Here is a 24344-nt window from a genome sequence, read left to right on the forward strand (position 1 = left end):
GGTTTGTCGTTTTCGCCCCTCTGCTTTTTCCTCGCCTCGAATTCCCTCGCCCCCTCAGCCACCCCCTGGCTAGAAAGGGCGTGCCTTGGATGAACTATCTTTAACCCGGCCAGGCCGCTGCAAGCGCCCGAGCCCGGAGTAACATGGGGATACGTTTTTCTAAGGGACTTTCACTTGGCCGCACCTTCCCCTCTCCTCGCGCTGCATGCCCGAGGCAACCAATGACTTCGCCAAACCCAGAACCGGCAGCACCGCTCGCCTCGGCGCTGCCGGGGGCCGTGCAACGCCTGCCCTTGCTCGAGCGCTTGAGCCGCTACCGTCAGCCCATCAGCCTGGCAGTGACCCTGGTGTTGTTCACCATGGCCTTGATCGCCTGCCGCCACCTGTTGAGCGAGTTGGATATCTATGCCTTGCACGATGCCATGCTCAGCGTACCGACCCAGGCGTTGCTCGGTGCCTTGCTGGCAACCGTGGCCGGCTTCCTGATTCTGCTGGGTTACGAGTGGTCGGCCAGCCGCTATGCCGGTGTGAAACTGCCGCTGCCCAGCCTGCTGCTGGGCGGCTTCAGTGCCTTTGCCATCGGCAACGCCATCGGCCTGTCGATGCTGTCGGGAGGTTCGGTGCGCTACCGCCTGTATGCGCGGCAAGGGGTCGGCGCAGGCGAAGTGGCGCGGATGAGCGTGTTCGCCAGCCTATCGCTGGGCTGTGCGCTACCGCCCCTGGCCGCCTTGGCGACCCTGAGCGACCTGCCGGCGGCCTCGGCCGCACTGGGTCTGGCGACGGGCTTGCTGGCGGGTATCGCCATAGCCGTGCTGGTGCTGTGCAGCGTGCTGGTGTTCGGCCTGTACCGCCGGCGCCTGGCCGAACAACCACTGGCCGATAACCTGCTGGTACAGCTAGGCCGGCGCACACTACGCCTGCCCAGCGCCCGCCTGACCGCCCTGCAACTGCTGATCACCGCACTGGATGTCGCGGCTGCCGCCACCGTGCTGTATCTGCTGCTGCCCGAAGCACCGCCATTTGGTGCCTTTGTCCTGGTGTATTTGCTGGCCTTGGCCGCAGGTGTGCTCAGCCACGTACCGGGCGGCGTCGGGGTGTTCGAAGCGATCCTGCTGGCAGCGTTTGCCGACCAACTCGGCGCGGCGCCGCTGGCAGCAGCACTGCTGCTGTATCGGCTGATCTACGTGGTACTGCCGCTGCTGCTGGCCTGCGTGCTGCTGTTGGCCAACGAAGCCCGGCGCCTGCTGTTCGCGCAACAGGCTATCAAGGCCGCTTCCGGGCTGGCTGCGCCGATCCTGTCGATCCTGGTGTTCCTGTCCGGGGTGGTGCTGCTTTTCTCCGGGGCCACGCCGGAGATCGACACCCGCCTGGAGCACATGGGTTTCCTGGTACCGCACCGCCTGATCGACGCCTCGCACTTCGGCGCCAGCCTGATCGGCGTGCTGTGCCTGCTGCTGGCCCAGGGCCTGCGCCGGCGCCTGTCCGCCGCCTGGCTGCTGACCACCGTGCTGTTGCTGGTCGGCGCCCTGCTGTCGCTGCTCAAGGGCTTCGATTGGGAAGAGGCCTGCCTGCTGACCCTTACTGCCACCCTGCTCGCTCTGTTCCGCCGCTCCTTCTACCGCCCCAGCCGCTTGCTCGAGTTGCCGTTCTCGCCGGTGTTTCTGGTGGCCAGCGCCTGTGTGGTGGGCGCATCGGTGTGGCTGTTGCTGTTCGCCTACCAGGATGTGCCCTACAGCCATCAGCTGTGGTGGCAGTTCACCCTCGATGCCGACGCCCCGCGCGGCCTGCGCGCCGCAATGGGCAGCGCCTTGCTGCTGGCGGCGGTGGCCCTGACCTGGCTGCTGCGCACGGCACCACCGGTAATCCACCTGCCCGATGAACAGGAACTGCAGCGGGCCAACCGCATTCTGCTGGCCTCTGACCAGCCCGATGGCGGCCTGGCGCTGACCGGCGACAAGGCGCTGTTGTTCCACCCTGCTGACAACGCCTTCCTCATGTACGCCCGTCGCGGTCGCAGCCTGGTGGCCTTGTACGACCCGATCGGCCCGGCCCAGGAGCGCGCCGAGATGATCTGGCAGTTCCGCGACCTGTGCGACCTGCACCATGCCCGCCCGGTGTTCTATCAGGTGCGCGCCGAGAACCTGCCGTTCTACATGGACATCGGCCTGACCGCGCTGAAGCTGGGCGAAGAAGCCCGGGTCGACTTGCGCCGCTTCGACCTCGAAGCCAAGGGCAAGGAGATGAAGGACTTGCGCTACACCTGGAACCGTGGCGGTCGTGACGGCCTGAGCCTGGAGATCCACGAACCCGGGCATGCTCCGCTGGCAGAGCTGAAGGAAATTTCCGACGCCTGGCTCGGCGGCAAGAACGTGCGTGAGAAAGGCTTCTCGCTGGGGCGCTTCAGCCCTGAGTACCTGCAGCATTTTCGCATTGCCCTGATCCGCTTTCAGGGCCGCCCGGTGGCTTTCGCCAACCTGCTTGAAACCCATGGCAATGAACTGGCCAGCCTTGACCTGATGCGGGCCCACCCCGAAGCCCCGAAGCTGACCATGGAATTCATGATGATCGGCCTGATCCTGCACTACAAAAGCCATGACTACGCCCGCTTCAGCCTGGGCATGGTGCCGCTTTCCGGGCTGCAGCCGCGGCGTGGCGCGCCCTTGACCCAGCGCCTGGGCTCGATGGTGTTCCGCCGTGGCGAGCAGCTTTACAACTTCCAGGGGCTTCGACGCTTCAAGGACAAGTTCCAACCGGACTGGGAACCCCGCTACATGGCCGTGCCGGCCGGGCTCGACCCGCTGGTGGCACTGGCCGACACCGCCGCCCTGATTGCAGGCGGCCTGACTGGATTGGTGAAACGTTGATGACCCGACGCTTTTGGCTGTACCTGCTGGTTCCCCTGCTGTTGGCCGCCGTGGGAGGCGCGCTGGCGTTCTGGCTATGGACGCGCCCGGCCCCCGAGGCGCGCCTGGAACAACTGAGCATCAATGGCACCCCTATCACCCGCGTGACCCCAGGCGTGCACCCCAAGGCCCGGGTGGCCATCGGTGTCCCTCAGGATCAGGCGCTGACCGACAGGCAGCTGCTGGACCTGGCACAGGCCGGCGAAGCGCAACTGGTACAGGTGATCGTGCCGCCCAACGACTGCAGCAAGCAGCAACAGGCCCTAGACCAGGCCCTGGGCCAATTGTCGGAGAAGCCGACCCTGGTCGCCGGCATCGGCCCTGGCGCCGCCCAGGCCTGGCGCTGGCTGGCCAGCCAGAACAACGACAAGGCGCGGGCGATTTCCGTGGACTTCAGCCTGGAACAGCCCGGCTGCCAGGCACCGCTGCCGAAGTCGGCCGCCCATGGCCACTGGAACGTCGCCTGGAACGACAACCCGGATGACGCCAGCGCCGCTTTCGTGCGCGACCAGGCCAATGCCGAAACCAGCATCAGCGACTACGACATCCACCTGCCACAAGTGCTCAAGGCCCAGCTCACCCAGGCCCTGGTCGGCCACGATGGCAACGCCCTGGCCATCCCGGTGGTCGAGGTACCGGCCGGGCAGACTACCGACACGGTCACCCTGTTCCTTTCCGGTGATGGTGGCTGGCGGGACCTGGACCGCGACGTGGCCGGGGAAATGGCCAAGCTTGGCTACCCGGTGGTCGGCATCGATACGTTGCGCTACTACTGGCAGCACAAGACTCCGGAACAAAGCGCCGCCGACCTGTCCGAGCTGATGCAGCACTATCGGCAGAAGTGGGGCACCAAGCGCTTCGTGCTGACCGGCTATTCGTTCGGCGCCGACGTGCTGCCGGCGATCTACAACCGCCTGCCGGCCGAGGACCAGCAGCGTATCGACGCGGTGATGCTGCTGGCCTTTGCCCGCAGTGGCAGCTTCGAGATCGAAGTCGAGGGCTGGCTGGGCAAGGAAGGCCAGGAAGCGCCAACCGGGCCTGAAATGGCCAGGCTGCCGGCTTCCAAGGTGGTGTGCGTGTATGGTGTGGAAGAAACCGACGAGAGCGGCTGCACCGACAAGACTGCGGTGGGTGAACGCCTGAAGCTGCCAGGGGGGCACCACTTCGACGAAAACTACCCGGCATTGGCCAAGCGCCTGATCGGCGAGATCGAGACACGCCAGGGCAAGTCCAGCGTGGCTGAGCAGAACTGATAAGACCTTGCGACCCATTCGCGGGTAAACCCGCTCCCACAGGTACAGCGCAAGCTTTGAAAGCTATGCGGTCCATGTGGGAGCGGGTACTGCCTTGAAATCTGTATTGCACCTCAGATCTCGACCTGGGTCCCCAGCTCGATCACCCGGTTCAACGGCAGGTTGAAGAAGCGCAAGTTGCCGTTGGCATTCTTCAGCAGGAACGCAAACAGGTTGCCCCGCCAGCGCGACATCCCCTCCAGCCGTGAGGCGATCACGGTCTCGCGGCTGAGGAAGTAGGTGGTGCGCATCGGGCTGAAGTCCAGCTCTTCCAGGTGGCAAAGCTTCAGCGCCGCCGGCACATCCGGTTCGTCCATGAAGCCAAAGTGCAGCAGCACGCGGAAGAACCCGTCGCCATAAGCCTCCACTTCGAAACGCTCCTGCTCCGGTACCCGTGGCCGGTCCTCACTGACAACCGTCAACAGCACGACCTGACTGTGCAGCACCTGGTTATGCAACATGTTGTGCAACAGCGCATGGGGCACCGCATCGGAGCGCGCCGTGAGGAACACCGCCGTGCCTTCGACCCGGTGCGGCGGCTGAATGCGTATGCTGCTGATGAACAGCTGCAGTGGCAGCGCGCCTTCGTCGATACGCTCCATCAGGATTTGCTTGCCGCGCTTCCAGGTGCTCATCAACAGGTACAGCACGCCCCCGGCCAATACCGGGAAGGCACCGCCCTGGGCGATCTTCGGCACGTTGGCGGCAAAGAACAGCCCGTCGACGAACAGGAAGCCCAGCAGGATCGGCACTGCCAGCACCGGTGGCCACTTCCACAGCAGCAGCATCACCGCCGAGACCAGGATGGTGGTCATCAGCATGGTACCGGTCACCGCCACGCCGTAGGCCGCCGCAAGGGCTCCGGACGACTCGAAACCGACCACCAGCAGTACCACGCCGACCATCAGCGACCAGTTGATTGCGCCGATGTAGATCTGCCCCTGTTCGTCGCTGGAGGTATGCTGGACCTGCATCCGGGGAATGTAGCCCAGCTGAATGGCCTGGCGGGTCAGGGAGAACGCCCCTGAGATCACCGCCTGCGAAGCGATCACCGTGGCCATGGTAGCCAAACCGACCATCGGCAGCAGCGCCCAGCCCGGCGCCAGCAGGTAGAACGGGTTACGTGCCGCCTCGGGGTCTTGCAGCAGTAACGCGCCCTGGCCAAAGTAGTTGAGCACCAGCCCCGGCAGTACCAAGGCAAACCAGGCCCGGGCGATCGGCTTGCGGCCAAAGTGGCCCATGTCGGCGTACAACGCCTCGGCACCGGTCAGTGCCAGCACCACCGCACCGAGAATGGCGACACCCATGCCGGGGTGAACCACGAAGAAGTTCACCGCCCAGATCGGGTTGAATGCCTTGAGTACATCCGGGCTCTGCGAAATGCCATGCACCCCCAGCGCACCCAGCGCCACGAACCAGATGACCATGATCGGGCCGAACAGCTTGCCGATCTTGTCGGTGCCGTGCTTTTGCACCAGGAACAGCGCCACCAATATCACCAGCGAAATCGGCACCACCCAGTGGTCGATACCCTCGAACGCCAGGCCCATGCCCTCTACCGCCGAGAGCACCGACACCGCCGGGGTGATCATGCTGTCGCCATAGAACAACGAAGCGCCGATCAACCCGCACACCACCATCAACGTGCGCAACCTCGGGTAGGCCGCCGTGGCCCGCCGCGCCAGCGCGGTCAACGCCATGGTGCCGCCCTCGCCCTGGTTGTCGGCGCGCAGGATGAACATCACGTACTTGAACGACACCACCCACAGCAGCGACCACAGGATCAGCGACAGGATCCCTAGCACACCGTCATGGTTGACCGGTACTCCGTACCCGCCGCTGAAGACTTCCTTGAGGGTATACAACGGGCTGGTACCGATATCGCCATAAACTACCCCGACCGCCGCCACGAGCAGGCTCAGCGACCGCGTCGCGCCCTGCTTCCCCTCGTGCCCGCCCTCGGCGTGACTGCTTGCCTGAACCATCGAACACTCCCGCAGACGGCCTTGCAAGGCCAGTAGAATTCCCCATGCGCCAGGTGATACCGATACCCCCGACGCAATGGCGCGAAGCATAGCGCAGCGTTCGTCGCATTTCTGCTGGTCAAGCGAACCTGCGCTCGCTAGAATTGCGCACTTTTTGATCAGAGGCGCCAAAAGCGCCCGTCAAGATCGCCCCCGATTCCGGTCGGGCGACCTGCATTCAATACCGAGGTTAGTCATGTCCACCACGCCCGCCACCCCCAAGGTAGGTTTCGTAAGCCTGGGTTGCCCAAAAGCCCTGGTCGATTCCGAGCGCATCCTGACCCAGCTGCGCATGGAAGGCTATGAAGTCGTGCCCACCTACGAGGACGCCGACGTGGTGGTGGTCAACACCTGCGGTTTCATCGACAGCGCCAAGGCCGAGTCGCTGGAAGTGATCGGCGAAGCGATCAAGGAAAACGGCAAAGTCATCGTCACCGGCTGCATGGGTGTCGAGGAAGGCAGCATCCGTGACGTGCACCCGAGCGTGCTGTCGGTCACCGGCCCGCAGCAGTACGAGCAGGTGGTCAACGCCGTGCACGAAGTGGTGCCGCCACGCCAGGACCACAACCCGCTGATCGACCTGGTGCCGCCGCAGGGCGTCAAGCTGACCCCGCGCCACTATGCGTACCTGAAGATTTCCGAAGGCTGCAACCACAGCTGCAGCTTCTGCATCATCCCGTCCATGCGCGGCAAGCTGGTCAGCCGCCCGGTCGGCGAAGTGCTGAGCGAGGCCGAGCGCCTGGTCAAGGCCGGGGTCAAGGAAATCCTGGTGATTTCCCAGGACACCAGCGCCTATGGCGTCGACGTCAAGTACAAGACCGACTTCTGGAACGGCCGCCCGGTCAAGACCCGCATGCTCGAACTGTGCGAAGCACTGAGCAGCCTGGGTGCCTGGGTACGCCTGCATTACGTTTACCCATACCCGAACGTCGACGACGTGATCCCGCTGATGGCCGCCGGCAAGATCCTGCCGTACCTGGACATCCCGTTCCAGCACGCCAGCCCGAAAGTGCTCAAGGCCATGAAGCGCCCGGCGTTCGAAGACCGCACCCTGGCGCGTATCAAGAACTGGCGCGAGCAGTGCCCGGAGCTGGTGATTCGCTCCACCTTCATCGTCGGTTTCCCGGGCGAGACCGAAGAAGACTTCCAATACCTGCTGGACTGGCTGACCGAAGCCCAGCTGGACCGCGTGGGCTGCTTCCAGTACTCGCCGGTGGAAGGCGCCCCGGCCAACGACCTGGGCCTGGAAGAAGTGCCGGACGACGTCAAGCAGGACCGTTGGGACCGCTTCATGGCCCACCAGCAGGCCATCAGCGCCGCCCGCCTGCAACTGCGCATCGGCAAGGAAATCGACGTATTGATCGATGAAGTGGAAGAGCAAGGTTCGGTTGGCCGCAGCTTCTTCGACGCCCCGGAGATCGATGGCAGCGTGTTCATCGATGGCGACCACGGTTTCAAGCCGGGTGACAAGGTGCGTTGCCGCGTGGTGGATGCCGACGAATACGACATGTGGGCTGAACCCATCTAATCGCGCTGGAACATAATGCCTGCAGTTGTGTAATTTGGGGCCGCTTCGCGGCCCATCGCCGGCAAGCCGGCTCCCACAGGGGATCGCGCAAATCCTGAATTCTGCGCGGTACCTGTGGGAGCCGGCTTGCCGGCGATGGGCTGCGAAGCGGCCCCGTTAACACTGTCTGACAGGCATTACCGGGTCAGGGGCTTTTTCGTCAGAACGCATGAAAAAGCATCAGGCCGCCCTCTGCATCCGGGCTGGCATCCGAGAAGCCTTTGACCGCATAGAGTTGCACTTTCCACTGCTGGTTGAGCTTGTGTGTCAGGAACAGGGTAAGTTCCCTGATCTGCGCGCCCGTCGAGACGACCTTCTGCCGCCAGTCGTAGGAGGCGCCCGCCGAAGTGCCTGCAGCCACGGGCATGGCGAAGCCGAGGCTGGCAAATATCGGGTCGTCGAAATCGCTGTCGGGCGGGTCGCCGAACTTCTTCCAGCCCAGGGTCGCGAAGCCGGTCACCGGGCCAAAGGCCTTGGCGATGTCGACCTGGCCGGTGTAGTCGTATTCACCGGTGCCCAGGCACTGGTCTTCATCGGCAGTGGGGAATTTGACCTTGCCGATCAGGTCCAGCATCAGGCCGCCGCCACTGCCATCGAGCAGGGCATAACCGGCGCTGGCAACCGTGTCCCCCAACCCGCTTTCCACATCCCGGCAGCCACCGGGCAAGGGGTCACCGTTCGGGCCCACCTCTGGGTTGGTGATGCGCAGCCAGGGCACGGTGACCTTGTAGGTCATCGGGCCGGTTTCATACTTGCCGACCACGGGGACGTACCAGATTTCCGAGGTTGTACCCGTGCCATAGTCGCCACTTGAATAGTCCATGCCTATGGCGGCGCTGAAGGTATCGCCCAGGGCCGAGGCGCTGGCGCATGACAGCAAGCAGGCGAAAAGAGGGAGCGTGGGTCTCATCTGCACCTCGGTATCCCGGCCGGGAACGGTGATGGCACTTCCCCAGCCTAGTTGCCTAATGCCCAGATCGCTCCGGATGTTCCACTTTTTCGACTTTCTCTGTTGTTTCGGGCCTTTCGATCTTTTCGACCTTCTCTACTTTCTCGACCTTCTCTACTTTCTCGACCTTCTCTACTTTTTCTACTTTCTCGATTTTGTCAGGCTTTTCGATCTTCTCGACCTTTTCGGGCTTCTCGATCTTCTCGGCTTTTTCTACTTTCTCTACCTTTTCAATCTTCTCCGCTTTTTCAATCTTTTCCACCTTTTCAAGCTCGACCTTCTGTACCCGGTCAGAGCTTCCACTATTGCTGCTCTCGGGTTGCTCCACGGTTTCGACACGTTCCGACGTTCCGGACCTGTCCACGCCCTCAGCACTGCCCCGACCACTGGAATCGTCAATACCGCCGTGCCCGCTGTGGTCATCACTGCTTTCAATGCGGTCACTGGTCGTATCGCGTCCGCCATGCCCGCTATTGCTGACCCCTTCAACGTCACTGGCACCGTGCTCGCTGCCACGCCCCGAATGCCCTCTGTCCGGGTTGTCGACTCGGTCATCATGGAACTCCACGCGGGTCGCCCGCAGCTCGTGCTTGCCACTGAACACCCCGCTCACCCGCACACGTTGATCGAGCGCCAATGCCGCGGGCTGCTTGCCGACGATCACTGTGCCCTGCCCCAGCGTCACCTTGATGCCTGCCACCACCAGTTGTTGAGCGTGGCTGCGCTGTACCAGCCCTTCGATCACCGCCGCCTGCACACGGCCAGCAAAAGGCAGGCTCGGGTCTGGACGGGTTTGCGCCACTACCAGCTGGCGCCCGGTCCACTGCCCACGCACCAGCACTTCCCGCGCGGGTGCCACACGGGTTCCCAGCTTGAGCCCTTGAAGGTTACCAGTACGATCAACCGCACCGATGGCACTGGCCTCCCTGAGCCCTGGCGCCCGTTCGATACGGCTGGCTACCACTTCGCCCTTGGCATCGCGCAGTCCACTGACTCTGACCGGCTCGCCCGGGCGCAGCCCCTCAGCCACCCGCGCCCCTGCAGCAAGCCGCACGGGTTGGCCCATGACCCGCAGGGGGGCCGAAGCATTGGGCAGTGCCGTCAGCGGCCCTTCGTAAACGTTGAGGATCGAGATGCGCCCTGCTTGCAGGCCTCGCTTGCCGGCAAAGGCCTCCACCGCGACAACCTGGCCGATTGCCAGGTGAGCGCTACTGGCAGGCGCACCGTTTTCACTCACGGGCACATCTTTGCCAAAGTGTACTTCCAGCCCATTGACACAGATCGAGGCGAACCCGGTGATAGTGCCAACGATGCCCGTGCCCCCGGTACCGCCCGGGCGCAGGGTCGGTGCGCCGGTACCGCCCACCCCGCCGTTATCGATGAAGGTGCCGTCCACACCGTCGGCCACCGCACCGGTCCCGCCCGTGCCGCCAGGGCGCTGCGGCAGCGGCGCACCGGTGCCACCCATTCCGCCGTTTTCACTGCGCACACCGGTACCGCCGACACCGCCCGTTCTGGCGCCGGTACCACCAATACCACCCGGAAACTGCAAGCCCGCCGCACCCGCCATACCCACTTCGTCACGGCTGACACACACCGGCGCTGCGACCACCTGGCCAGGCGCCATCAGGTTCAGCCCGAAACCCAGGATCAGCGTGACGACACTGAGGCAGCGCGCGAAGGAAGTCATGGCTCTGATGTCTTCGACAAATCGGGGTCGGTAGTCTCAGTGTAGAAATAAAGCCCGACAGTGATGCGCTGACGTTGCTCGGCACTGGGTACATCGACCTCTTCCAGGCCTGATGCGAGCCGGCTGAAGGCAAGCAGCATCTGCATGCCATCCTTTTCCACTGCTGCACGCAAGTGGTCGACGCTGGCCGGGCTCAAGGCGTCGTAGTGCACACTGCGTTCAAAGAACGGCTGGCCGTCCCCACTCAGGTTGTGCACTGCTGCACAGGCATGGTCATGCAGGTTGTGGCCAAAGTACGCGGCCTTTTCGTCGAAGCCTTTCTGCGGCACGAATGCCTGGGCTTCCAGGTGCACACAGTCGTGCTCATCGAGCCGGACGATACCCAGGCGCAACCACTCATCCAGCACCACCCGCCCGCGGATGTCGGTGCTGACTTTCGCCACCAGGGCATCGAACGAGCTATCGCCGCCGACACTCGCCAGGCGCGGCAACGGCAGCGCCTGGCCAGGCTCCGAGCAGAACGGCTTGCCGGTGGTCCACATATTGACCAACTGCGCACCTAACGTGATGTTTTCCGGCAGCGCGCCGAGCGATTCGCCCCCCTCGCTGCGCAGACGCCGGACATCCTTGCGATGCACGCCCGTGAGCAGGCTGATGCGGCTGTCGGTCGGCACTGTACCGTCCAGGCGAAATTCGCGATGAGCGACATCGACGAACACTTCCTTGAGCAGGTCGGCGAACATCGGGAAAGTGACCCCTTTGCGCAGCATCAGGCGCACCAGAGGACGCATGACACGCCGCAGTGCGCTTAACATCGAAGGGGGGATGGTAGGCGATTGCATTGAGCGCATTCCTTGACAGATGAACCCAGTATACGACGCGGGAAAAGATCCCACACCAACTGTAACCATATCCCTGACGAGATGAGGGATAGTCGTCGGCGCTCATTGCATTTCGCGTTGAGTGGGGCTGCCGTGTATCCGAACCTGGCCTCACGCAGGCCCGCCCCGTAGGCGCTGCATGAGACCGTTCAGAGCCAGTCAGCTCCTGCTGTTGTCATCACCCGGTTCGCCTGCGGCATGCTCACCGCGGTCATCACCCGGTTCGCCACCCAGATGGTCGCCACGATCATCACCAGGTTCACCACCAACATGATTGCCGTGGTCATCGCCAGGCTCACCGCCAACATGATTGCCATGATCGTCCCCGGGCTCACCGCCAACGTGATTGCCATGATCGTCACCGGGCTCGCCGCCAACGTGATTACCGTGATCGTCCCCAGGCTCACCGCCAACGTGATTGCCATGATCGTCACCTGCTTCAGCGTGGTTGCCGCTGCGCCCAGAGTTCGAGGAACCGTCGTGGCCGCGCCCACTGTTGCCGGCATGGCCATCTCCATCCCCGCCAGCGCCGTGGCCGCCGCCTTCACCGCCATGGCCACCGCCACCACCGTGACCACCGCCGCCACCGCCATGGCCACCACCGCCGCCACCGTGACCACCGCCGCCACCGCCATGACCGCCACCGCCGCCACCGTGACCGCCGCCGCCACCGCCATGACCGCCACCGCCGCCACCGTGCCCGCCACCGCCATGACCACCACCGCCGCCACCGTGACCGCCACCGTGACCGCCACCGCCACCTCCACCGCCATCCTTGGCGTAGGCGCTGGAGCCACTGGATATCGAGTCTGGGATCAGAACGATGGAAGTCGACAGCACGCCAGCAACGGCTACAGCCAATAGAGCCTTTTTGAACAGCACATGGATTTGCATATTTCGTCTCCAGGTTGTCGCCATGAGAAACGCCAAATCGAGCCGGGAATCCTGAGTTCGGTTGTTGCCTTTCGATGCGTGGGAATTTTTCCCACGAAAAAGTAATAGACCGGCGAATACCGAGGTTCAAGCAGCGCACGGACAAGCCGACCAGTGGTTGGCCTGCTATGTTTGCCTTATCGTCATGGAGGAACACCGGCATGCATTCGGTACTGACGCTGCAAACCCCGCGCTTGGGTGACTACGGCGAACTGGCACAGGTGTGGGAGGACTCGGTACGTGCCACCCACGACTTCCTGCCGGATGGCTACATCGTCCTGCTACGCGACCAGGTACTGCGTCGCTACCTCGACGCCGTAATGCTGATCTGCTGCAAGGACCGCCAGCGCATCTGTGGTTTCGCCGGGGTCGCCAACGGGCGCGTGGACATGCTGTTCGTCGCACCGCACTACCGTGGCAAAGGGGTTGGCAAGCGCCTGCTGCACTATGCAATAGACGAACTGAATGCCGAACGGCTGGATGTCAATGAACAGAACCCGCAAGCCTTGGGCTTCTACCTGCATGAGGGCTTCGAGGTGATCGGCCGTTCGGAGACCGACGGCTTGGGGCAACCCTACCCGTTGCTGCACATGCGCCTGCGCAAAACGGCGTAAATGACACAGATTCCCAGCCCCTCGGCCGCGCGGGCAGGTACAATGCAGGTCTTTCCCTGCCTTTGCGAATTGCCGTCATGTCCGAACCCGTCCGCCTGTCCAAACGCCTTATCGAGCAGCTTGGCTGCTCCCGCCGCGAGGCCGAGCAGTATATTGAAGGCGGCTGGGTCACGGTCGATGGCGTGGTGGTCGAGCAACCGCAGTTCAAGGTCGAGCAGCAGCGCGTCGAACTGCTGCCGGGTGCCCGTGCCGAAACGCTGGAACCGGTAACCCTGCTGCTGAACCAACCGGCCAGCGTGGACAGCGAAACCGCCCGCGCCAGCATGAACATGAGCACCCTCAGCGAAGCCCACCGCGAAGGTGTGCGCGCCTTGCACGGGCATTTTGCCCGGCAGGCCTGTGTGGCGCCGCTGGAACGTGGTGCCAGCGGCCTGCAGGTATTCACCCAGGACTGGCGGGTAACCCGCAAGATCGACGCGGACCTGCGCCGTCTCGAACAGGAATTCATCGTTGAAGTGCGTGGCGAAACCACGCCCCAGGCGCTGGAACGCCTGGCGCGCGGTGCCACCCGCAATGACCGCGAGCTGCCTAGAGCCAAGGCCAGCTGGCAGAACGAGACCCACCTTCGCATGGCCCTGAAAAACCCGCAGCCAGGGCAGATTGCCGAGCTGTGCGCCTACCTGCGCCTGGAGCTGGTCGGCATGCGCCGCATCCGCCTGGGTGGCGTGTCGATGGGCAAGTTGCCCCTGGGCCAGTGGCGCTACCTGGCCACTACTGAACGTTTCTAAGCAATACGCCGCGCCCACAGGCGCGGCACCTGAACAGGATTCTGCAACAATGAACCACAACGACGTCCTGCGCAGCCTGCGCTACATGCTCAAGGTGAATGACGCCAAGATGGCCGAAATCATCGGGCTATCTGGCCTCGACGTGCACCCCCTGGTACTGGCCACCTACCTGAAGAAGGAAGACGAGGAAGGCTTCGTGCGCTGCCCGGAACGGGTCATCGCGCACTTTCTCGACGGCCTGGTGATCCACCGTCGCGGCAAGGATGACAGCCGCCCGCCGCAGCCGATCGAGCTGCCGGTGACCAACAACCTCATCCTCAAGAAGCTGCGGGTGGCTTTCGAGCTCAAGGAAGATGACCTGCATGCGATCCTCAAGTCGGTCAACTTCCCGGTCAGCAAACCCGAGCTCAGTGCGTTGTTCCGCAAGGCTGGCCATGACAACTACCGCCCCTGCGGCGACCAGTTGCTGCGCAATTTCCTCAAGGGCCTGACCCTGCGCGTGCGCGGCTGATTGGCCATGCAGCACACGGTTACCCCGGTCGGCGTCATCCGCTCCTGTTTCAAGGAGAAGTTTGCCATCCCGCGCCAGCCGCAACTGGCGCCCGCCGCACGCGGAGTGCTCGAGCTGCTGCCGCCGTTCGACCAGGGCGATGCGGTCGAGGGGCTGGAGCAGGTCAGCCATGTCTGGCTGCTGTTCCTGTTTCACCAGGCACTGGAAGACAAACCCCGCCTGAAGGTGCGGCCACCGCGGCTGGGCGGGAACAAGAGCATGGGTGTGTTCGCCACCCGCGCCACCCACCGGCCCAATGGCATCGGTCAGTCGGTGGTACGCCTGGAAGGCGTGGAACCCGGGCGGCTGCTGCTGTCTGGTATCGACCTGCTGGACGGTACGCCGGTGCTGGACATCAAGCCGTATGTGCCGTACGCCGATAGCATCGCTGGCGCCAGCAACCAGATGGCCAGCCAGGCGCCAGCCGCGATCGCCGTGCAGTGGGGCGACAACGCCCTGCTCCAGGCCCGCGAACATGCACTGCGCCTGGGTGAACCGCTGGTGGAGCTGATCGAGCAATGCCTGGCGCAGGACCCACGGCCGGCCTACCAGGTGCCGCCGGCGGAGCGGGTGTATGGGGTGAAGTTCTGGGATGTGCAGGTGCGCTGGCACTACCCGCAACCGGACGTGATCCGGGTGCTGGAGGTGGTGCTGGCCTGACCTCTGGACTGTGCGCGGTCTTCGCGCCTGTACGCGGTCCCTTGTAGGAGCGCGCACAGGTATGAAGGCACATGAAAAAGGCGACCCTGAGGTCGCCTTTTTCTTTTCACCATCCCGCGATCAGCGAGCCGGGCCTTCAGCCACGCCCAGGTCGTCGGTCGGACGAGTATCGACCAGCGGCGCACCACCGGAGGCCAGCTCCGATGCCAGCTTGTCGTTGTCCATTTCCTTCACCCACTTGGCCACGACCACGGTGGCAACGGCGTTACCAACCAGGTTGGTCAGGGCGCGGGCTTCGGACATGAAGCGGTCGATGCCGAGGATCAGCGCCAGGCCGGCAACCGGCAGATGGCCAACAGCCGACAGGGTGGCGGCCAGCACGATGAAGCCCGAGCCGGTAACGCCGGCAGCACCCTTGGATGCCACCAGCAGCACCAGCAGCAAGGTGATCTGGTGAGTGATGTCCATGGTGGTGTCAGTGGCCTGGGCGATGAACACCGCAGCCATGGTCAGGTAGATCGAGGTGCCATCGAGGTTGAACGAGTAACCGGTCGGGATGACCAGGCCAACCACCGACTTCTTCGCACCCAGGCGCTCCATCTTCGCCAGCATGCGTGGCAAGGCCGATTCCGAGGAGGAAGTGCCCAGTACGATCAGCAGTTCTTCACGGATGTAGCGGATCAGCTTGAGGACGCTGAAGCCGTGGGCGCGGCAGATACCACCCAGCACCACCAGCACGAACAGCAGGCAGGTGATGTAGAAGCAGGCCATCAGGTAGCCAAGCTGCACCAGCGAACCAACGCCGTACTGGCCGATGGTGAAGGCCATTGCACCAAATGCACCGACCGGGGCCAGCTTCATGATCATGTTGATGATGTTGAACATGACATGGGCGAAGCGGTCGATCATGTCCAGCACCGGCTTGCCGTAGCTGCCCAGGCGGTGCAGGGCGAAGCCGAACAGCACGGAGAACATCAGCACTTGCAGGATGTCGCCGTTGGCGAAGGCGCCGACCACGGTGTTGGGAATGACGTTGAGCAGGAAGCCGACAGTGGTCTGCTGCGCGCCGGCGGCGGCGTAGGCAGCCACGCTGCTGGCGTTCAGGGTGCTGACGTCGATGTGCATGCCAGCGCCCGGCTTGACCACGTTGACGACGACGAGGCCGATGATCAGGGCGATGGTGGAGACGATTTCAAAGTACAGCAGCGCGTAACCGCCGGTCTTGCCGACCGACTTCATGCTCTGCATGCCGGCGATGCCGCTGACCACGGTGCAGAAGATGATCGGGGCGATGACCATCTTGATCAGTTTGACGAAGCCGTCACCCAAGGGTTTGAGAGCGACGCCCGTCTCCGGGTAGTAGTGGCCGAGCAGGATGCCGATGGTGATGGCGACCAACACCTGGACATACAGGGATTTGTACAGCGGCTGACGTGTCGTCATGGCTAATTTTCCTCAAGTGTGCCGGTTCACCCTTCCCAGGGCGATGGGGCACCTGAATCGCTAACCCTCCTGCACCCGGAGGGATTTGTCGTTGTGTTCGAGCTGCCTGGGCAGGCCTCTGCGAGGATCAATAGCAAGGGTGGTGCCAAAATGCCCACGAAGGGTGCAAGGGCCGTATTTGCAAGGGATAAACGCCCAACGACGGGGCGACTTGCCTGAGGTGGGCTGGCGGATTTCCGCCCGATGGCGGGATTTGTACAGGGGCATTGGCGGGAATCCGCCCATCATCAATAGCCTGGGCTGGCCTCTTCGCGGGTAAACCCGCTCCCACAGTGACCGGGCTGCATTCAGATCCTCTGCGGTCTTGTGGGAGCGGGTTTACCCGCGAAGAGGCCGGCACAGGCTAAAAATCAATCCAGGTTGAATGTAATCCTGAACGCCGCGCCCCCCAGAGGAGAATCACCCAGGCTCAACTCGGCGTCATAGCTGTCGACGATATCCTTGACCACCGCCAGCCCGATCCCCTGCCCCGGATGCTGGCTGTCGAGCCGCTCCCCACGCTCCAGAATCCGCTCACGCTGATCCACCGGCACCCCCGGCCCGTCGTCCTCGATGCACAAGGTCAACAGCCCAGGCGCCTGCTCCAGGCTCACGCGCACCTGACCAAGGCTCAGGCGGTAGGCGTTCTCCAGCAGGTTGCCCAGCAGCTCCAGCAACGCGCCCTGCTCCATCGGCACCTGCGCCGCCTCGGGCAGTTGCAGGGTCACCTCCACCCGCTTGTCCCGGTACACCTTGGCCAAGGTGCTGCACAGGCTGTCCAGCAGCGGTCGCAGCAGCACGCTGTGGCGTACCAGGCCGCTCTTGCGCAAGCTGGCGCGTTGCAGCTGGTAGTCGATCTGCTGGCTCATGCGCTCGATCTGGCTCTGCAGCACGCGCGCCTGCTCGCGCTCGCCGCTACGCTGCTGCAGGCTTTCGCCCACCCCCTGCAACACCGCCAGCGGCGTCTTCAGGCTGTGCGCCAGGTCATCGAGCGAATCACGGTAGCGCTGGCGCTGCTCGCGCTCGCTGCGCAACAGGCGGTTCAGCGAGCCGGTCAGGCGCAGCAGCTCACGTGGGTGTTCGCCGCTCAGGCCATCGCGCTCGCCCGATTCCACATCGTCCAGCTCGCGACTGAGCCGGCGCAACGAACGCAGGCCCCAGGTCAAACCGGCCCATAGCAGCGCCAGCAGCGCCAGCAAGGCCGCGCCAAAGCCCAGATAAAGCTTTTCGCGCAGGCCATCGAGGGTGTGCTGGTATTCGCGCACAGGTTGCAGGGCAACGATGCTGTAAGCGGCGCTCTGGCCACCCAGCAGCTTTATCTCGACGTCATAGACGAAGAACTCTTCGCCATCGGCCTGGTGAATACGGGCAAATTCATTGCCACGGCCGTCGTAGCGCGGGCGGTAGTTGATGTTCTGCGCGGCGGTAGCCCGCGACTGCCAGACCAGCTCGCCGTCGCGGTCGAAGATATAGCCGAGCAGGCCGGTGTATGGCAGGTTGTAACGCTCGTCCGGCAGCAGCGTCGGCATCTGCAGTTGGCCATGTTCGATGCGCGCAGCGGAAATCAGCGTGGTCACATCCGAAGCCAGGCGTTGTTCGATCGACTCCTGCAGGGCCAGGCTGAAGGCTTTCTGCAAGGCCGGCAGCAGCGCCAGCATGAACAGCAGCGCCAGCACCGCGGCCGCCAGCATCAGGCGCACCCGCAGCGAACGGATCATCGGCAGCGCTCGGTGAACAGGTAGCCCAGGCCGCGCACGGTGTCGATCGGCTTGAAACCGTGCTCGCCCTCGAGCTTGCGCCGCAGGCGGCCGACCAGCACTTCGATGACATTGGGGTCGCGCTCCTCGTCACCCGGGTACAGCTGCTCCATCAGGCGGTCCTTGGCCACCACCTGCTGGTGATGGCGCATGAGGTATTCGAGGATGCGGTATTCGTAGGCCGTCAGAGCCAGGGGCTGCTCGTCCAGCGTCGCCTGCTTGCGGTTGAGGTCGAGCACCAGCGGGCCGGCGGCAATGGTCGATTGGGTGAAGCCGCTGGAGCGGCGCAGCAGGGCGTTCAGGCGCGCCTCGAGTTCTTCGAACTGGAACGGCTTGACCAGATAGTCGTCGGCACCGGCGGCAAGCCCCTCGACCTTGTCCTGCCAGTTGCCGCGGGCGGTGAGGATGAGAATGGGGAAGGTCTTGTCCTGGCTGCGCAGGCGCGTGATCAGTTCCAGCCCGCTGATGCCGGGCAGGCCCAGGTCGATGATGGCCAGGTCGAAGTGGTACTGCCCGGCCTGGTACAGCGCCTCTTCGGCATCGGCCACCGCCTCGACCACATGGCCGCTTTCGCCCAGGCGGGTGTAGAGGTGATGGCGAAGCAGGGCTTCGTCCTCGACCACCAGCAGTTTCATGTGCAGCTCCTTGATATTTATTGCCTGTACCGGCCCTTTCGCGGCTAAAGCCGCTCCCACAGGAATCGCACAGGTTTCAAGAACTGTGCGGTACCTGTGGGAGCGGCTTCAGCCGCGAAGAGGCCGGTACAGGATAACCCGGCTCGCCCGTCAGAACTTGTAGCTTGCAGCCAGGTAGGTCTGCGCGCTGCTGGTCAGGCGCAGGGTGCCGTCCTTCGGCCCGCCGTGCGCACCCACTTCGGTGGCGGCGTTGGTACGCAGGTAACGGTAGCCCAGCTCCACCGAAGCCTTGTCGGTGATGTCCTGGATCACGCCGGCCTGCAGGCCATACGCGTAACCGTAGTCGGTATCCCGGCTGGCGCCCGGCGAGTCCTGGGTCAGCTTGGTCACGCCCAGGCTGCCGCCGCCGAACAGCTTGGTGGTATCACCCACCGGCAGGAACAGGTCGTAGCTGCCCAGCAGGTTTTCCTGGCGCAGCTTCAGGCCGCTGTGGTCGCCCGAGACATTGTCGTAAGTCATGTAGTAGCGGCCCTGATCATTGATCTTGCCCACTCGCACGCCCCAGGTGTCGTCCTTGCCGATGATGCCGTCGGCGTTGAGGTGGTCGGTGTTGCGCTGCAGCAGGCCGGACTTGCGAACCTTGTCGCTGGTCTGGCCGTAGGTCAGGCTGGCGAAGTTGTCATCAGCGGCCTGGGCAGTGGTGATGCCAGCGGCGCAGACGGCCATGGCGGCAAGCAGGGTGTTGAAGGTTTTCATGGCTGGATACTCCAGTTGGGTGCGCTGTTTCGGTCTGGAAGCTAGAGTAAGCAGGGCACCCTGAACCGCGCCTGAACCCTGGCTGAACCCTGGCTGAACGAACCGTTTGCAGAACAAGGAGTAGTGACCATGCGTGCCCTGCTGGCCTTGACCCTGATGTGCAGCGCCGCCCTCGCCCAAGCGGCGGTACAAACCCGCGAGATCCCCTACCAGGACGCCGACGGCAATCGCCTGGTCGGCTACTACGCCTATGACGACGCTGTCGAAGGCAAGCGCCCCGGCATTGTCGTGGTGCATGAATGGTGGGGGCTGAACGACTACGCCAAGCGCCGCGCCCGTGACCTCGCGGCGCTGGGCTACAACGCGCTGGCCATCGACATGTATGGCGACGGCAAGCAAACCGAACACCCTGCCGATGCCCAGGCATTCATGACAGAAGCGCTGAAAGACCCGAAAGCGGCTGCGCGGCGCTTCGATGCCGGCCTCGAACTGCTGAAACTGCAGCCGAACACCAACAAGCATCAACTGGGCGCTGTCGGCTACTGCTTCGGCGGCAAGGTGGTGCTGGATGCCGCACGCCGCGGCGAAAAACTCGACGGCGTGGTGAGCTTCCATGGCGCGCTGGCTACCCAGACCCCGGCCAGGCCTGGGGTGGTTCGCGCGGATATCCTGGTCGAACATGGTGCGGCGGACAGCATGGTTACCCCGCAGCAGGTGGAGGCGTTCAAGGCCGAGATGGATGCGGCCAAGGTCAACTATCAGTTCGTCAGTATCGACGGTGCCAAGCACGGATTTACCAACCCGGACGCGGACCGCTTGAGCCACGGCGAGCATGGCGGGCCGGATATCGGCTACAACAAGGCCGCGGATGAACGCTCCTGGGCGGACATGCAGGCGTTCTTCAAGAAGGTGTTCAAGTAGGGATTACCGGGGCCGCTTTGCGGCCCATCGCGACACAAGGCCGCTCCTACAGGTACTGCGTCGCTTTGTGTAGGAGCGGCCTTGTGTCGCGATGGGCTGCAAAGCAGCCCCAGCTATTCCACCTCCCACACCACCGCTGCGGCTGGCACAATAGCCCCATGAACACACTCCCTGCCTGCTGCGCCCCCCTCCAGTACCACTGGCCCCTACCCCGCCCACTACCTGGCGCGGTGCTGGTCAGTTGCGCCTTCGATCCGACGCGCCTGGCGCCCGACGACTTCCAGCGCACCGGCGTGGTGCCCACTGCCAGCCTGCAACGCTCGGTGGCCAAGCGCCAAGCCGAGTACCTGGCCGGCCGGGTTTGCGCCCGTGCCGCGCTGCAGCGCCTGGACGGCCGTGACTACGTACCGGGTACGCACGAGGACCGCTCGCCCGTCTGGCCCGCCGGCATTCACGGCTCGATCACCCACGGCAAAGGCTGGGCGGCCGCCGTAGTCGCTGCCGAGGGCAGTTGCCAGGGCCTGGGCCTGGACCAGGAAGCACTGCTGGATGACCAGCGTGCCGAGCGGCTGATGGGTGAAATCCTCACCCCGCCCGAGCTCGAGCGCCTGGACCGCCGCCAGCTCGGCCTTGCAGTCACCCTGACCTTCTCGCTGAAGGAAAGCCTGTTCAAGACGCTCTACCCGCTGACCCGCCAGCGTTTCTACTTCGAACACGCCGAAGTGCTGGACTGGTCTGCCGAAGGCCTGGCCCGCCTGCGCCTGCTCACCGACCTGTCGCCGCAGTGGCGGCATGGCGCCGAGCTGCAGGGCCAGTTCTGCCTGCAGGACGGCCATCTGCTCAGCCTGGTCAGCGCCTGACCGTCACAACGGCGCTTGCTGCCGTGGCCAGTTCAGGCTGAAGCAGGCACCGCCCAGCGCGGCGCTGCGCCCCACCGTGGCCCGGCCCGCGTGCCAGTAGATGATCCGCCGCACAATCGAAAGGCCCAGGCCATGCCCGCCCGAGGCGCGTGTACGGCTGTCGTCGAGGCGAGTGAACGGTGTGAAAATACGGTCCCAGACACCCTCGGGTATCCCCGGGCCGTCATCCTCCACATCGATGCGGCAGCGTTGCTGCCCCAACTGGTAGCTCAGGCGCACCTCGGCCTCGGCATGGCGCATGGCGTTGCCCACCAGGTTCTGCAGGGCCCGGTGCAGGTAGCGCGGCTCGGCCTCGACCCAGGCGCCTTCGCCATCGGCACCCTGGCACTCACCGCGCACAACCCGTACCTCGGCACGCAGCGGCGCGAGCTCTTCGATCACGCGGTCGAGCAAGGCATCCAGGTCGACACGCTCGAACTTCAGCGCCGGTGCGCCCTGCTCCAGGCGGGCGTAAGTGAGCATCTCGTCGACCAACTTGTCGAGGTCCTGGATATCGCCGTCCATGCCCGCCAGGTGCTTGGCCCGAGCCTGCTCGGTGGTGGCACTTTCGATCATCTCCAGGCCAAAGCGCAGGCGTGCCACCGGCGTGCGCAGCTCATGGGAAACCGCCCGCACCAGCTCGCGCTGCATGGTCAGCGAGCGTTGCAGGTGCTCGGCCATGCCATTGAAAGCCGCGGCCAGGCGCCCCACCGAGTCGGCATCGTCGGCCGGCACACGGGTATCCAGGCTGCCCTGGGCGATGCGCGTAGCGGCAATCTCCAGGCCCGACACGCGCCGCTCCAGTTGGCGTACCAGCAGGTAGACCACCAAGCCGATCAGGCACAGGCCAAGAAAGGTGATCAGGATCAGCAACTGCGGCGGATAGGGGTTGAGCTGGTGCAGCGGGCCGATTTCCAGCACCCACGGCGAACCAGCCAGCCCGGCGAACACGCGGATCGAGTCACCATCCTTGCCCAGGGCCATGACCGTGTCGCCTTCCTCGACCCGGCGCCGCTGGTCATCATCCAGGCTCACCCGCTCGATGCGCTGCAGGGCCACGCCAAAGCCGAAGCCCTTTTCTTTCTTGATCTGTGCCAGGCGCTGTTGCTGTTCGGTCACCGGATAGCGCACCAGTTCGTCGGCCAGCAGATAGAGGGTGGCCCGCGCCAGTTGCTCGCTGATCTGTTTGATCTGCGCTACCAGCATCAGGTCTTGCTGGCCGACCTTGCGCAACACCTGGGCTGCATGCGGGCCGGTCTTCTCCACCACCACCAGGCCGCGGTACAGGCGCGCCCGCTGGCCGCCATCGAGTGTGCGCGCAGTCATCGGTTGCAGCGCCAGCGGCACACCGAGCAGGCGCTCCCAGATCAGCAGCGAGCGCTTGCGCTCGGTGTCGTTCTGCAGCGCCAGGTTGTCGGCCATCAGGCTGAACGTACCCTGGGCCAGGCCCTCTCGGTGCTGCGCGGCACGCACTTCGTTGACCAGGTGCAGGCTGAGCACCCCGAGCAGGGCCACCAGCACCAGCACGGCCAGCATGCCGCCATAGATGCGCAGGAAGATGGAGTTGTTCATGGGGCTTCGCCGACGAACAGGTAGCCCTTGCTGCGTAGGGTCTTGATCAGCCTTGGCTGGAGCGGGTCGTCGCCGATCTTTGGGCGGATCCTGGAGATGCGTATGTCGATGGAGCGGTCCTGGCCGTCGTAGCCGACGCCACGCAGCGCGGTAAAGATCTGCTCGCGCGTCAGCACCCGCCCGGCGTTGCTGGCCAGCAGCCAGAGCAGGTCGAATTCGGCGCCGGTCAGCTCGATCAGCTGTTCGCCCAGGCGCGCCTCGCGCAGGCGATTGTCGATGCGCAGCGCGCCGAAGGCCAGGTCCTGGCGCTTGCTGTCCGGTGCTTCGCTGCGGCGCAGCAGGGCCTGAATGCGTGCCAGCAGCAGGCGTGGGCGTACGGGTTTGCAGACATAGTCATCGGCCCCCAGGTCCAGGCCCTGGACCTGGTCCAGTTCATCGCTGCGGGCGGTCAGCATGAGGATCGGGCCCGGGTACTGGCTGCGCACCCGGCGGCAGATGCTCAGGCCGTCCTCGCCGGGCAGCATCAGGTCGAGAATGACCAGGTCGGGCTGGCTGTCGACGATGCGCCGCGCGGCGCGAGCGCCATCGCCTTCGACGCTGACTTCGTAGCCGTTGGCCTGCAGGTACTCGGCGGTGAGCTCGGCCAGGCGCTGGTCGTCTTCGACGATGAGGATGCGGGGTGCGGGGTGGTCCATGGCTTGTGCCTTTGTTTGTTGTTTTTCTGTGGCCTGTACCGGCCCCTTCGCGGGCTCGCCCGCTCCCACAGGAACCGAGCCGCTTTCGAAGCCTGTGCAATACCTGTGGGAGCGGGTTCACCGGCGAAAGGGCCGGTGCAGGAAACATGACCCTTTAACCAAAAGGCAACATCTACTTCGGATACTACGTCCCGCCCCCGGCACTGCCAAGCCGCCCGGCAGCCCCTCGACTGAACCGTTTTTTGTGATAGGGTTCGCGCCCGAAAAATTCTGCCCAGGGGCAGCAGGACGCAGAAAAATACTGCAAACCACTTGGCACAAGGCCTACAGCGAATACCCACCATTCACTCACAAAGTACGCACAAGTTATCCACAGGGGCTCCGCCTTGCAAAGCCCCCGATACCGCATTATCTTGTATCCCGATCGCAGCGAACCACTAGATATAGGGGTTCGTGCAAAATCACACACAAAAGTCAACCCGCAAAATCAAGCGATTTTCCGGGTGAACTTCAAGTGATTCCAGCAGCCAAACCGCTCCTGCGGAGGCGACCGAGGCAAGCCCTTCCAGGGCCTTGTTCGGGTATGGGTGCTACAGGCCAGGCCTGGCATCCATCAGCAACAGTTTTTGGGCCCGGCCCAGAACCTTTGACTTCGGCCAGGGAGCGGCGAGCCAATTGCCCTTATTCCTGAGTCTGTCCCGAAGTTGGTACGCCCGCGCGGGCGGATGCGCATGCATTGCCCATCCCCGCCAGGCCATCGAGCAAGTGGACGGAAC

20 protein-coding genes are annotated in these 24344 nt (G+C 64.2%); 9 read left to right on the forward strand and 11 right to left on the reverse strand.

The genetic code is table 11. The features are described 5' to 3' along the window. Positions 1–221: 221 nt before the first annotated feature. Positions 222–2864, forward strand: coding sequence for a bifunctional lysylphosphatidylglycerol flippase/synthetase MprF (mprF, locus tag RIN61_RS05125; protein WP_112254246.1), 2643 nt, complete (start codon positions 222–224; stop codon positions 2862–2864). After that, positions 2864–4156: a virulence factor family protein gene (locus RIN61_RS05130; RefSeq protein WP_207876966.1), complete on the forward strand. Its 1293-nt coding sequence runs from the start codon at positions 2864–2866 to the stop codon at positions 4154–4156. The genes mprF and RIN61_RS05130 overlap by 1 nt, the downstream gene beginning before the upstream one ends. Before the next feature lie 113 nt (positions 4157–4269). Here RIN61_RS05130 and RIN61_RS05135 read toward each other — a convergent pair whose 3' ends face one another. After that, on the reverse strand, positions 4270–6180 hold the full coding sequence (locus RIN61_RS05135; RefSeq protein WP_207876968.1) for a potassium transporter Kup: 1911 nt from the start codon (positions 6178–6180) through the stop codon (positions 4270–4272). 235 nt (positions 6181–6415) lie between these two features. Between RIN61_RS05135 and rimO the strand changes: the two genes are divergently transcribed. Next, complete coding sequence (gene rimO / locus RIN61_RS05140; RefSeq protein ID WP_013973825.1) at positions 6416–7747, forward strand: 30S ribosomal protein S12 methylthiotransferase RimO; 1332 nt, start codon at positions 6416–6418, stop codon at positions 7745–7747. Between the two features lie 199 nt (positions 7748–7946). Here rimO and RIN61_RS05145 read toward each other — a convergent pair whose 3' ends face one another. The 4 genes from RIN61_RS05145 to RIN61_RS05160 form a co-directional block, all read right to left on the reverse strand. Next, on the reverse strand, positions 7947–8696 hold the full coding sequence (locus tag RIN61_RS05145) for a hypothetical protein (RefSeq protein ID WP_215521302.1): 750 nt from the start codon (positions 8694–8696) through the stop codon (positions 7947–7949). Between the two features lie 55 nt (positions 8697–8751). After that, a complete protein-coding gene (locus RIN61_RS05150; RefSeq protein WP_313856072.1) occupies positions 8752–10425 on the reverse strand; it encodes a DUF5666 domain-containing protein in 1674 nt (557 codons plus the stop codon). Beyond that, complete coding sequence (locus RIN61_RS05155) at positions 10422–11267, reverse strand: DUF6502 family protein (RefSeq protein ID WP_215521304.1); 846 nt, start codon at positions 11265–11267, stop codon at positions 10422–10424. The genes RIN61_RS05150 and RIN61_RS05155 overlap by 4 nt, the downstream gene beginning before the upstream one ends. 188 nt (positions 11268–11455) lie before the next feature. Continuing rightward, positions 11456–12079 (reverse strand): hypothetical protein, encoded by a 624-nt coding sequence (locus RIN61_RS05160; RefSeq protein ID WP_375149944.1) that lies wholly within the window; start codon positions 12077–12079, stop codon positions 11456–11458. A gap of 321 nt (positions 12080–12400) precedes the next feature. On the opposite strand from RIN61_RS05160, the gene RIN61_RS05165 reads away from it, so the two are divergent. The 4 genes from RIN61_RS05165 (at position 12401) to tsaA (ending at position 14851) form a co-directional block, all read left to right on the forward strand. Beyond that, positions 12401–12853, forward strand: a complete 453-nt coding sequence (locus RIN61_RS05165; RefSeq protein WP_207879308.1) for a GNAT family N-acetyltransferase — start codon at positions 12401–12403, stop codon at positions 12851–12853. A 77-nt stretch (positions 12854–12930) separates the two neighbouring features. After that, positions 12931–13641, forward strand: coding sequence for an rRNA pseudouridine synthase (locus RIN61_RS05170; RefSeq protein ID WP_313856077.1), 711 nt, complete (start codon positions 12931–12933; stop codon positions 13639–13641). Between the two features lie 49 nt (positions 13642–13690). Next, positions 13691–14152 (forward strand): YehS family protein, encoded by a 462-nt coding sequence (locus tag RIN61_RS05175; protein WP_112253470.1) that lies wholly within the window; start codon positions 13691–13693, stop codon positions 14150–14152. Between the two features lie 6 nt (positions 14153–14158). Then, complete coding sequence (gene tsaA / locus RIN61_RS05180; RefSeq protein ID WP_112253469.1) at positions 14159–14851, forward strand: tRNA (N6-threonylcarbamoyladenosine(37)-N6)-methyltransferase TrmO; 693 nt, start codon at positions 14159–14161, stop codon at positions 14849–14851. Positions 14852–14971: 120 nt separating this feature from the next. Here the strand turns inward: tsaA and RIN61_RS05185 are convergent, their stop codons facing one another. The 4 genes from RIN61_RS05185 to RIN61_RS05200 form a co-directional block, all read right to left on the reverse strand. Next, positions 14972–16294 carry a dicarboxylate/amino acid:cation symporter gene (locus tag RIN61_RS05185; RefSeq protein ID WP_025340279.1) on the reverse strand — a complete coding sequence of 441 codons (1323 nt, stop codon included), beginning with the start codon at positions 16292–16294 and terminating at the stop codon, positions 14972–14974. Positions 16295–16704: 410 nt separating this feature from the next. Beyond that, positions 16705–18051 (reverse strand): ATP-binding protein, encoded by a 1347-nt coding sequence (locus RIN61_RS05190; protein WP_207879306.1) that lies wholly within the window; start codon positions 18049–18051, stop codon positions 16705–16707. Beyond that, on the reverse strand, positions 18048–18725 hold the full coding sequence (locus RIN61_RS05195) for a response regulator (RefSeq protein ID WP_025340281.1): 678 nt from the start codon (positions 18723–18725) through the stop codon (positions 18048–18050). The genes RIN61_RS05190 and RIN61_RS05195 overlap by 4 nt, the downstream gene beginning before the upstream one ends. Positions 18726–18875: 150 nt before the next feature. Continuing rightward, positions 18876–19481 (reverse strand): outer membrane beta-barrel protein, encoded by a 606-nt coding sequence (locus RIN61_RS05200; protein ID WP_013973837.1) that lies wholly within the window; start codon positions 19479–19481, stop codon positions 18876–18878. Positions 19482–19610: 129 nt separating this feature from the next. Here RIN61_RS05200 and RIN61_RS05205 point away from each other — a divergent pair, with 129 nt between their 5' ends. Together RIN61_RS05205 and RIN61_RS05210 are read left to right on the forward strand one after the other, a co-directional pair. After that, entirely contained in the window at positions 19611–20402 is a 792-nt protein-coding gene (locus RIN61_RS05205; protein ID WP_207879304.1) for a dienelactone hydrolase family protein, read from the forward strand. A gap of 158 nt (positions 20403–20560) precedes the next feature. Continuing rightward, positions 20561–21262 carry a 4'-phosphopantetheinyl transferase family protein gene (locus RIN61_RS05210; protein ID WP_112253465.1) on the forward strand — a complete coding sequence of 234 codons (702 nt, stop codon included), beginning with the start codon at positions 20561–20563 and terminating at the stop codon, positions 21260–21262. Positions 21263–21265: 3 nt separating this feature from the next. Here RIN61_RS05210 and RIN61_RS05215 read toward each other — a convergent pair whose 3' ends face one another. Then, on the reverse strand, positions 21266–22873 hold the full coding sequence (locus RIN61_RS05215; RefSeq protein ID WP_112253464.1) for an ATP-binding protein: 1608 nt from the start codon (positions 22871–22873) through the stop codon (positions 21266–21268). Beyond that, positions 22870–23568: a response regulator gene (locus tag RIN61_RS05220; protein WP_085590720.1), complete on the reverse strand. Its 699-nt coding sequence runs from the start codon at positions 23566–23568 to the stop codon at positions 22870–22872. Before RIN61_RS05220 ends, RIN61_RS05215 begins: the two co-directional genes overlap by 4 nt. Between the last annotated feature and the right edge of the window lie 776 nt (positions 23569–24344).

Source organism: Pseudomonas inefficax, from assembly GCF_032164165.1.
Taxonomy (GTDB): domain Bacteria; phylum Pseudomonadota; class Gammaproteobacteria; order Pseudomonadales; family Pseudomonadaceae; genus Aquipseudomonas; species Aquipseudomonas inefficax.

Excerpts from the sequence above, each read along its gene's own strand:
- RIN61_RS05200 (WP_013973837.1), bottom strand. The coding sequence starts at position 19,481 with ATGAAAACCTTCAACACCCTGCTTGCCGCCATGGCCGTCTGCGCCGCT.
- RIN61_RS05135 (WP_207876968.1), bottom strand. The coding sequence starts at position 6,180 with ATGGTTCAGGCAAGCAGTCACGCCGAGGGCGGGCACGAGGGGAAGCAG.
- RIN61_RS05170 (WP_313856077.1), top strand. The coding sequence starts at position 12,931 with ATGTCCGAACCCGTCCGCCTGTCCAAACGCCTTATCGAGCAGCTTGGC.
- RIN61_RS05160 (WP_375149944.1), bottom strand. The coding sequence starts at position 12,079 with ATGGCGGTGGAGGTGGCGGTGGCGGTCACGGTGGCGGTCACGGTGGCG.
- RIN61_RS05175 (WP_112253470.1), top strand. The coding sequence starts at position 13,691 with ATGAACCACAACGACGTCCTGCGCAGCCTGCGCTACATGCTCAAGGTG.
- RIN61_RS05220 (WP_085590720.1), bottom strand. The coding sequence starts at position 23,568 with ATGGACCACCCCGCACCCCGCATCCTCATCGTCGAAGACGACCAGCGC.
- RIN61_RS05205 (WP_207879304.1), top strand. The coding sequence starts at position 19,611 with ATGCGTGCCCTGCTGGCCTTGACCCTGATGTGCAGCGCCGCCCTCGCC.
- RIN61_RS05185 (WP_025340279.1), bottom strand. The coding sequence starts at position 16,294 with ATGACGACACGTCAGCCGCTGTACAAATCCCTGTATGTCCAGGTGTTG.
- RIN61_RS05145 (WP_215521302.1), bottom strand. The coding sequence starts at position 8,696 with ATGAGACCCACGCTCCCTCTTTTCGCCTGCTTGCTGTCATGCGCCAGC.
- RIN61_RS05195 (WP_025340281.1), bottom strand. The coding sequence starts at position 18,725 with ATGAAACTGCTGGTGGTCGAGGACGAAGCCCTGCTTCGCCATCACCTC.
- RIN61_RS05210 (WP_112253465.1), top strand. The coding sequence starts at position 20,561 with ATGAACACACTCCCTGCCTGCTGCGCCCCCCTCCAGTACCACTGGCCC.
- RIN61_RS05150 (WP_313856072.1), bottom strand. The coding sequence starts at position 10,425 with ATGACTTCCTTCGCGCGCTGCCTCAGTGTCGTCACGCTGATCCTGGGT.
- RIN61_RS05130 (WP_207876966.1), top strand. The coding sequence starts at position 2,864 with ATGACCCGACGCTTTTGGCTGTACCTGCTGGTTCCCCTGCTGTTGGCC.
- rimO (WP_013973825.1), top strand. The coding sequence starts at position 6,416 with ATGTCCACCACGCCCGCCACCCCCAAGGTAGGTTTCGTAAGCCTGGGT.
- mprF (WP_112254246.1), top strand. The coding sequence starts at position 222 with ATGACTTCGCCAAACCCAGAACCGGCAGCACCGCTCGCCTCGGCGCTG.
- tsaA (WP_112253469.1), top strand. The coding sequence starts at position 14,159 with ATGCAGCACACGGTTACCCCGGTCGGCGTCATCCGCTCCTGTTTCAAG.
- RIN61_RS05165 (WP_207879308.1), top strand. The coding sequence starts at position 12,401 with ATGCATTCGGTACTGACGCTGCAAACCCCGCGCTTGGGTGACTACGGC.
- RIN61_RS05155 (WP_215521304.1), bottom strand. The coding sequence starts at position 11,267 with ATGCAATCGCCTACCATCCCCCCTTCGATGTTAAGCGCACTGCGGCGT.
- RIN61_RS05190 (WP_207879306.1), bottom strand. The coding sequence starts at position 18,051 with ATGATCCGTTCGCTGCGGGTGCGCCTGATGCTGGCGGCCGCGGTGCTG.
- RIN61_RS05215 (WP_112253464.1), bottom strand. The coding sequence starts at position 22,873 with ATGAACAACTCCATCTTCCTGCGCATCTATGGCGGCATGCTGGCCGTG.